Below are 8,050 nucleotides of genomic sequence, written 5' to 3' on the forward strand. Positions count from 1 at the left end.
TATTCACCGGTCTTTTTCTAGAACAATGATTCTATCAATAAATGTTTCTAATATGCGATAATCACGATATAAAGATCCTTTTTGTGGAATTAAGCTGTTTCATGATTAAATAAAAAGTCAATAAATATGTTTTTTTAATATATATTTTGTTATAATGTTTTTGTCTAATAATCTTTGAATAAATTTCTCAGAAAAAAAGGAAACGAATCAATTGATTAATAATGGCAAAAAAATTTTTTCAGACGGAGTAGTACTCAAGTGGTTATAAGAGGCGTCCCTGCTAAGGACGTAGTCCAATTTTTGGTGCAAGGGTTCGAATCCCTTCTGCTCCGCCAATTATAAAAAATTTTAATGATATTTTTTTTACTTAAGCATTTGTTAAATAGTTTTATTTTTCCCAATAATAACATATTTAGCTAGAATTGATTTATCTTTTGCTTAATTAAATAAAATTATATACTTATTACCGTTTAAAAGAAAAAACATCTTTATTTTTAAATAAAGATGTTTTTTTATTAAAGCAGTTTTTTATTTGAAAAAAACCTGTTATCTTTTAGATTGAGGTTTTTTAATTTGTTGTAAAATCCAAACAATAATCACTGAAATCATGATAGCGATAAAAACACCTATAATTACGATCTGGAAAGTGTTGATGCCTTTGTCGTTATCATCAGCTTTGGTAGTGCTTTTTGTCGTTGTGGTAGCTGTTTTTGATGTTTCAACTCCCTTTTTAGCACCTTCATTAGCAGTTCCAACGCCTTGGTTAGTTGTTTCATCATTTTTTTCAGCAACTTTTTGATCGCTTGTTGGGGCTGTTTCAGCTTCTTTTAATTTTTGATAATCTGTTTCAATTTTGGTTAATTGTGTTTTTGCAGTTTCCAATTCAGAAGAACGACTTTTAGTTAAAAAATTATTGATTTTATTTTTTAAATTATTGATAATGGTGTCATTTAATTTATTAGCAGCCGTCAATTTTGGATTTTCAGTTTCTAAACTTTTCATATTGGTTTCTAATAATTTAGTTTGATCCATTATTTTGAGAAAAGCTGTTTTAACTTCTTCCAAACTTTTTTCGCCTGTTTTAGATAAAATTAAAACATCGCTGGAATAAGTCTCTTTTTGTTCTTTTATCTTTTGCACCAATTGTTGCATATTTTCCAAAATAGTTTTATCAGCTGGTATAATGTTTTTGTTAGCTAATTTATTAGTTATTTCAGTTGATAAACTGTTCAAAACTGCATCATCAAAGATTTGTTTTAATTCTTCTACATTGGCAGTAGTAAAGATTTTTTTGATTTCTGTTTCAAAATTTGATATTTCTTGCAATAAAGCCTCAGCTTTGGCTTTGATATCAGCTTTTTGTTGGTCTTTATTTTTGATTGTTGAAATCTGCTCTTTGATAGGGGGAGTACTTTCACCAGCTCCAAAAACCTTATTATGAGAGAAGAAAATCAATAGGAAAAACGAAACAATTCCTGTTAATTGTAAAAATTTAGATAAATAATTTTTATTTTGCGAAAACATTTGTATTTTATTTAAAAATCCTTTCTAGTAGATTTATTAAAATACATCTTCATGTTATAATAAATGAATAAAATATTTATTCATTACATAAGTAATTTTATCATATTTAAATTAGTAAAAATGAAATATTTGTGGGATATTTAGTGTTTGTTTGTTTCGCTAAATCAACCTAATTTAGGTTCGAATTAAACTTTTTATTCCTTTTATGACAGAACAAGGCCGCTTTGGAAAAAAGGTAAAAAAACATATTTTTCAATGTCTCAAAAACTTCCAAAGAGGGCTTGTCTTTGTTTTCCCATTGTTCTTTTTCTCGGCAAAAAGATTTGAGAAGTGGAAAAATAAAGAAAAAGACAAACTACATTTCAAAAAAAACCTTTTCATATGGTAAAATATTAAGACGTGATTTTATTTTTTAGTCAAATAAAAATTTTTTTATTCTTTATTGAGATAAGGTTTTAGGTTTTCACCTTTTATCAAATATCTGGAAAGAATATCATATAAAAGAATGAATTTATAAGAAAAAGGATTTATTTTGTATGTCTTATTTAGCTTTATATCGCAAACATAGACCTAAAAATTTTGATGGGATGGTAGGTCAAGAAGTTGTTATTAAAACTTTAAAAAACGCTATAAAATTGCAAAAAATTCATCATTGTTATTTGTTGAGCGGCAATAAAGGAGTAGGTAAAACCACTTTGGCTAAAATTTTAGCGAAAGCCATTAACTGTCAAAATCCTCAAGGACAAGACTGTTGCAACGAATGTGAGTCGTGTTTAGTGGTCCATCAAAAAGCGAATTTAGATGTGATCGAAATTGATGGCGCTTCTTATAATGGCGTAGATGAAATTAGAGAATTAAAAGACACAGTTCAATATAAACCTCATTTATTAAAATATAAAGTTTATATTATTGATGAAGTTCACGTCTTATCTAGTAACGCTTTTAACGCTTTATTGAAGTTATTGGAAGAACCGCCAGTGAATGTTGTTTTCGTTTTAATCACTAGTGAATTAACCAAAATTCCTAAAACCATCCTTTCCCGTACTCAACATTTTCATTTACCGAATTTGACCGATGAAGAGATTAACACTAAATTAAACCCTATTGTTGAGGAAGAAAAAATTTTAATCACTGATGAAGCTTTAACCACTATAGCATCCTATTCAGACGGAAGCATGAGAGATGCTTTAAATTTGTTAGATAAAATAAGTTCTTATAAAACCAACTTGATTGAAAAAAAAGATGTTGAAAAAATGTTAGGCGTTATTTCGGAAAGTAAAATCAACCAATTAGCAGAATATTTGGTCCAACCAGATATCAACCAAATGATCGCTTTTTTAGAATTAATTTTGAAGCCTAATGTGCAAATTTCACCTTTTTTAGACGATTTAATTGATTTTTTTCAAAAATTATTATTAGAACATGTTTCTAATCCGCAAGAAAACAAAAATTTATTCCGTTTGTTAACTAATTCCAAAAGGAATGAATTTTTTGAAACTTTGTTAACTTTAAAACAAAATATTATCCATTTTCCGACTAAAAAAAATTCTTTAATTTTAAACTTCATTAAAATACATAATTTGTTTTTTGACAAAAAGACAACTATCCAAAAGGCTTCTATTACTGCTAAAAACACTAATACAGTGGTGAAAAATAATAATTGGAACCATAATGCTTCATATTCTAATAACGATCTTCCTTACGCCAAAAAAGAACCTAAAAAAGCTTCTTTGGCTAAAAAAAAGGAAATTGTTACAGAAGAAGCGATAGAAACAGAAAATAATTTAATAAAACATATTAAAAAAATTCTGTTGAATCCAGATGATAAAATGACTACTCTTTTAAACCAAAGATGGGCTAATTTAAAAACTTATTCTGATAATTTAGAACTAGAAGCTTCTGCTAAAGTTTTATCAGAAGCTAAATTATTGATGATTGGACGCAATAAAGAAATGTTGCTAGCTTGTTCGGATATGAATAATTATAAGAATTTATTAAACGTGAATGTGAAAAAAAACATTAAGAAAATTTTTAACTCTAAAAAAACTATCATCAATGATTATTTTGTTATTTTACCAAAACATTGGGATGAAGTGATCAAAGTGGCTTATGATAAATATCAAACCACTAATAATCCATTGGATTTTGATTTATCCCATTTAGACAACAGTTTTTATGAACAAAATTCCCTTGTCAAAATAGAACAAAATGAATTAGAACTAATTAAACTAGCCAGAGAATATTTTGGTTTTGATACAGTAAAAATTAAGATATAATAAGGAGTGAAAATGAATACTAATACTAATATGTTTGATAAATTAAGAAAAATGCAAGAAGCTATTCAAAAAGAGCAAAAAACATTAGAATCCAAAGAATTTATCGCCACAATAGGTGATGTTATGATAGTGATGCAAGGCACTAAACAAGTTGTTGATGTGCGTATTAAAAATACCCAAGCTCTTCAAAATTTAGACATTCTGCAAGAAAGTATTTTATTATCTTTTAACGAAGTTTTAAAACAAGTAGAAGATGCTTCCAGAGAAGTCATCAATAAAGCTTCTGAAAATTTAGAATTCACTTTTTGATAATTTTATTATCTTTTAATCATTTTCTTAGAAAGAGGACAACAATTTATAATGAACGAAAAAAAGAACCTAATCAACCCTAATAATTCCATGGTTGATATTTCTTATCAAATTTTACAACAAAATAAAACATCTATCCCTATTTATCAATTAATGGAACAAGTTTTCCAAATTAAACAATTAGATTTCACTGATGTGGAGAAAGTTTCTCAACTATACTTAGATATTGTTTTAAGCGGTCTTTTTGTTTTTAATGGTCAAGATCTTTGGTGCGTTAAAGCGGATAATCTGCATTTATGGGATAAAGAGTATTACGCTGAAAAAGATGATAAAGACGATGAAGAAACAACAGATATCGATCATAAAATTTTAGATTTTGAAGACTTTACCTTAAAATCTAAAAATGATGATAATCATGATGAAGATAGTGATGAAAACGAAGAAGAAATAGAAGAAGCATTAGATATTGATTCAGAACATTTAGATAATGATATCAAAAAACCTCAAGTAGATTTAAATTCTGTGAGCGATGATGATGACAAAGAAGACGATATCAATGATGAATATGATTATTTATACGATAAATAAAATCTTTTGTCATATGATAATTTACAAAAATACTAATACAAAACAACAAGTTGTATTATCAAGTAAACGGAGTTAAAAAAATGTTCTTAGGCATATACGATTATACTGTATATTTAACTTATTTAAATTTACTAAGCGGTTTTATGGGTGTCAGTTTAGTTGTTTTTACAGACAAAATGGGCTTAGCTTCTGTTTTTTTGTTAATATCAGGAATTTGCGATATTTTTGATGGCATAGTTAGTCGTAGTAAAAAAAACCGTTCTCTTTTGGAAAAAAGATATGGTGTACAAATTGATTCTTTAGCTGATTTAGTTAGTTTCGGTGTTTTGCCGGTAGCGATAGGTTATTCTTTATTGAAAAAGGTTCATGGAGATAATCTGATAAACAGTCATCCAACTTTAACAATCGCTTTTATCTTTTTTGGTAGTTTATACGTTTTAGCGGCTTTAATTAGATTAGCTTATTTTAACGTTTTAACGGAGGAAAATGAAGAATTAACTTCTAAAGGTTTTATAGGCGTTCCGGTTACTTTTTCCTCAGTTCTGTTCCCTGTTTTAATTTTAATTCACTTACAATTAGGTAAATTGGGCTTTTTGAAAGACATTGAGTGGTTATCGCCTTTAATATATCTCTTTTTCCTCATGTTATTTTCTTTTTTATTTGTTTATGATAAAATTAAATTCAAAAAACAAAAAAATATTTTATATTTCTTTTTAAGTGCGTTATTTCTAACGTTGATTTTGACTTTATTATACTTAGAAATATGTCTCAAAAATAATTAAAGGTTGTTTAGATGAAAAAAATAGTAGATAAAAAAGGGAATGTTTTAGAAGACAAGATTGCTAGCAAACAACAAACATTTGTGTATTCTAATATTGAAAAGAACTTTTGGAAAAGACTGTTTTTAAAAATTCTTGTTTCCAAATTTGTGACTTATTTAGCTAGTTTATATTTTAAAACCTTTTTGTCTAAAATGCATATCTCCCACACAATCAAAAAATATAACATAGATTTGGATTTATTTGAAAAGCAAAAATTTCGTTCTTATAATGATTTTTTTACACGCAAATATAAAAATCTGTCTTTCGATAGAAAGGAAACAGCTTTCATTAGTCCTTGCGAAGGACAAGTTAGTATTTTCCCTATTTATCATGATAGTGTATACACTATTAAAAATGTTAATTATCATTTAAGCGATTTATTAAAGGATGATAAATTGGCTTCAGAATATTTAGATGGTCAATTAGTGATGTTGAGGCTAAAAGCTAACGATTATCATCGTTATATTTTTATAGATGATGGTTTATTAGGTCTAAAAGCGGTGAAAATTAAGGGTAAATTTCACACAGTGAACCCTATCGCTTTCAAACAATTTAACGTGCTACAAGAAAATACTAGAGAGTATAATATTTTACATACCCATAATTTTGGTCAAGTAGTACAAATAGAAGTCGGCGCTATGATGGTTGGTAAAATCAACAATCATGAAATCAGTAAGTTTGTTAAAGGTCAAGAAAAAGGTTTTTTTTCTTTTGGCGGTTCTACCGTAGTTTTATTAATTAAACCTAATAAAGTTGCTTTTGATCAAGATATTTTAAACAATACAAGCAATAACACTGAAACTAAAATTAATATCGGTGAAACAATTGGACATAAAATAGAGCAAATGTTTGATATGATCTAATTGCTTTTCGCCCATAGGAAGAAGGAAAAAACATGAATAAAAATAAAAAACAACCTAAATTTATTTTCGTGACAGGTGGAGTAGTTTCTGGTTTAGGCAAGGGCATTATTGCTTCTTCTATCGGTCAAATTTTAAAACAACGCGGTTTAAAAGTGTTTATGAAAAAATTTGATCCTTATATTAACGTTGATTCGGGCACTATGAGTCCTAACCAACATGGGGAAGTTTTTGTTACTAATGACGGAGCTGAAACAGATTTAGATTTAGGCCATTATGAAAGGTTTTTGGATGAAAACTTATCCAGAGAATCTAACGTAACTACAGGACAAATATATCAATCTGTGATTAATAAAGAAAGAAAAGGGGAATATTTAGGTAAAACTATTCAAGTTATTCCTCATATTACTAACGAAATTAAGCATAGAATTTTAACTATCGCTCAAAACGCTGATTATGATATTATTATCATTGAAATAGGCGGAACTGTTGGCGATATTGAATCTTTACCTTTTTTAGAATCTATTAGACAAATGCGTTATGATTTAGGTTTTCATAATGTCCTTTATTTGCATAATACTTTAATTCCTTATTTAAAATCTTCCAACGAAACGAAAACTAAACCTACTCAACACAGTGTGAAAGAATTAAGATCTTTAGGGATACAACCACAAATTTTAATTTTAAGAAGTGAAAAAATAATCACTCCAGAAATGAAGCACAAAATATCTATTTTATGTGACGTCCAAGAGAACGCTATTTTTGATAACACAGATGTGGATGTTTTATATAAAATTATTCTTAATTTACACGAACAAAAAATAGATGATTTTATTTTAGACCATTTCCAAATTAAAAATGTGCCTACTTCTGATTTATCTCAGTGGAAACAATTAATCCATAAAATAGAACATTTAAAACGTACAATCACTATTGGTTTAGTAGGCAAATACATTGATTCTCATGATGCTTATTTATCTATCGAAGAGTCTTTAAAACATGCTTCTTACGCTCATGATGTGAAAGTGGAAATTAAATGGATTAATGCCGAATATTTAACGGACGATAATATCCAAGAACAGTTAAGTGCTTGTGATGGTATTTTAGTACCTGGTGGTTTTGGTTTTAGAGCGGTGGAAGGTAAAATTAAAGCCGTTAAATACGCTCGTGAAAACGATATCCCTTTTTTCGGCATTTGCTTTGGTATGCAAATAGCGGTCATAGAATACGCTCGTAATGTTTTAAAATTAGAACAAGCCAATTCCTCCGAAGTAGACCCTAAAACACCTTATCCCGTTATTACTCAAAAAATATATAATACACAATTAGGTGGTTCTTTAAGATTAGGTCTTTATCCTTCAGAATTAAAAAAAGATAGTAGAAGTTATGCTATTTACCAACAAGAAGTGATTAATGAAAGACATCGTCATCGTTATGAAATGAATTTAGAATATCTCCCTCTTTTTGATAAAGATCCTTATTTCAATGTTTCTGGTTTCAATCAAGAAGAAAAAGTCCCTGAAATAGTTGAATTAAAAAATCACTTTTGGTTTGTAGGGGTTCAATTCCATCCAGAATTTTTATCTCGTCCTCTTAAACCGCATCCTTTATTTAAAGATTTTATTAAGTTTGCTATTAAATACAATACAAAGAAAAATACACAATAAAAAAA

General features: G+C 27.9%; 7 protein-coding genes and 1 tRNA gene. 7 read left to right on the top strand and 1 reads right to left on the bottom strand.

Going from position 1 to position 8,050, the window contains the following annotated elements; genetic code table 11:
* The first annotated feature begins 244 nt into the window (after positions 1-244).
* Positions 245-335, top strand: a tRNA-Ser gene (locus HR065_RS00655).
* Positions 336-546: 211 nt separating this feature from the next.
* Here the strand turns inward: HR065_RS00655 and HR065_RS00660 are convergent.
* Complete coding sequence (locus HR065_RS00660) at positions 547-1,524, bottom strand: hypothetical protein (RefSeq protein WP_178733997.1); 978 nt, start codon at positions 1,522-1,524, stop codon at positions 547-549.
* Positions 1,525-2,060: 536 nt separating this feature from the next.
* On the opposite strand from HR065_RS00660, the gene dnaX reads away from it, so the two are divergent.
* The 6 genes from dnaX (at position 2,061) to HR065_RS00690 (ending at position 8,045) form a co-directional block, all read left to right on the top strand.
* The gene (gene dnaX / locus HR065_RS00665) at positions 2,061-3,800 is read left to right on the top strand and encodes a DNA polymerase III subunit gamma/tau (protein ID WP_178733998.1); all 1,740 of its coding nucleotides are present in this window, start codon (positions 2,061-2,063) and stop codon (positions 3,798-3,800) included.
* Positions 3,801-3,812: 12 nt separating this feature from the next.
* Positions 3,813-4,109 carry a YbaB/EbfC family nucleoid-associated protein gene (locus HR065_RS00670; RefSeq protein ID WP_178733999.1) on the top strand — a complete coding sequence of 99 codons (297 nt, stop codon included), beginning with the start codon at positions 3,813-3,815 and terminating at the stop codon, positions 4,107-4,109.
* Positions 4,110-4,160: 51 nt separating this feature from the next.
* Positions 4,161-4,697 carry a DNA-directed RNA polymerase subunit delta gene (rpoE, locus tag HR065_RS00675; RefSeq protein ID WP_178734000.1) on the top strand — a complete coding sequence of 179 codons (537 nt, stop codon included), beginning with the start codon at positions 4,161-4,163 and terminating at the stop codon, positions 4,695-4,697.
* 80 nt (positions 4,698-4,777) lie between these two features.
* Positions 4,778-5,479 (top strand): CDP-alcohol phosphatidyltransferase family protein, encoded by a 702-nt coding sequence (locus HR065_RS00680; RefSeq protein ID WP_178734001.1) that lies wholly within the window; start codon positions 4,778-4,780, stop codon positions 5,477-5,479.
* Between the two features lie 11 nt (positions 5,480-5,490).
* The gene (locus HR065_RS00685; protein ID WP_178734002.1) at positions 5,491-6,381 is read left to right on the top strand and encodes a phosphatidylserine decarboxylase; all 891 of its coding nucleotides are present in this window, start codon (positions 5,491-5,493) and stop codon (positions 6,379-6,381) included.
* A 32-nt stretch (positions 6,382-6,413) separates the two neighbouring features.
* On the top strand, positions 6,414-8,045 hold the full coding sequence (locus tag HR065_RS00690) for a CTP synthase (RefSeq protein WP_178734003.1): 1,632 nt from the start codon (positions 6,414-6,416) through the stop codon (positions 8,043-8,045).
* The last annotated feature ends 5 nt before the right edge of the window (positions 8,046-8,050 follow it).

It is taken from the genome of Candidatus Phytoplasma pruni (genome assembly GCF_013391955.1).
GTDB lineage: Bacteria > Bacillota_I > Bacilli_A > Acholeplasmatales > Acholeplasmataceae > Phytoplasma.

Bases quoted from the DNA above. Each gene is read 5' to 3' on its own strand.
- HR065_RS00660 (WP_178733997.1), bottom strand. From the start codon at position 1,524: ATGTTTTCGCAAAATAAAAATTATTTATCTAAATTTTTACAATTAACA.
- dnaX (WP_178733998.1), top strand. From the start codon at position 2,061: ATGTCTTATTTAGCTTTATATCGCAAACATAGACCTAAAAATTTTGAT.
- HR065_RS00670 (WP_178733999.1), top strand. From the start codon at position 3,813: ATGAATACTAATACTAATATGTTTGATAAATTAAGAAAAATGCAAGAA.
- rpoE (WP_178734000.1), top strand. From the start codon at position 4,161: ATGAACGAAAAAAAGAACCTAATCAACCCTAATAATTCCATGGTTGAT.
- HR065_RS00680 (WP_178734001.1), top strand. From the start codon at position 4,778: ATGTTCTTAGGCATATACGATTATACTGTATATTTAACTTATTTAAAT.
- HR065_RS00685 (WP_178734002.1), top strand. From the start codon at position 5,491: ATGAAAAAAATAGTAGATAAAAAAGGGAATGTTTTAGAAGACAAGATT.
- HR065_RS00690 (WP_178734003.1), top strand. From the start codon at position 6,414: ATGAATAAAAATAAAAAACAACCTAAATTTATTTTCGTGACAGGTGGA.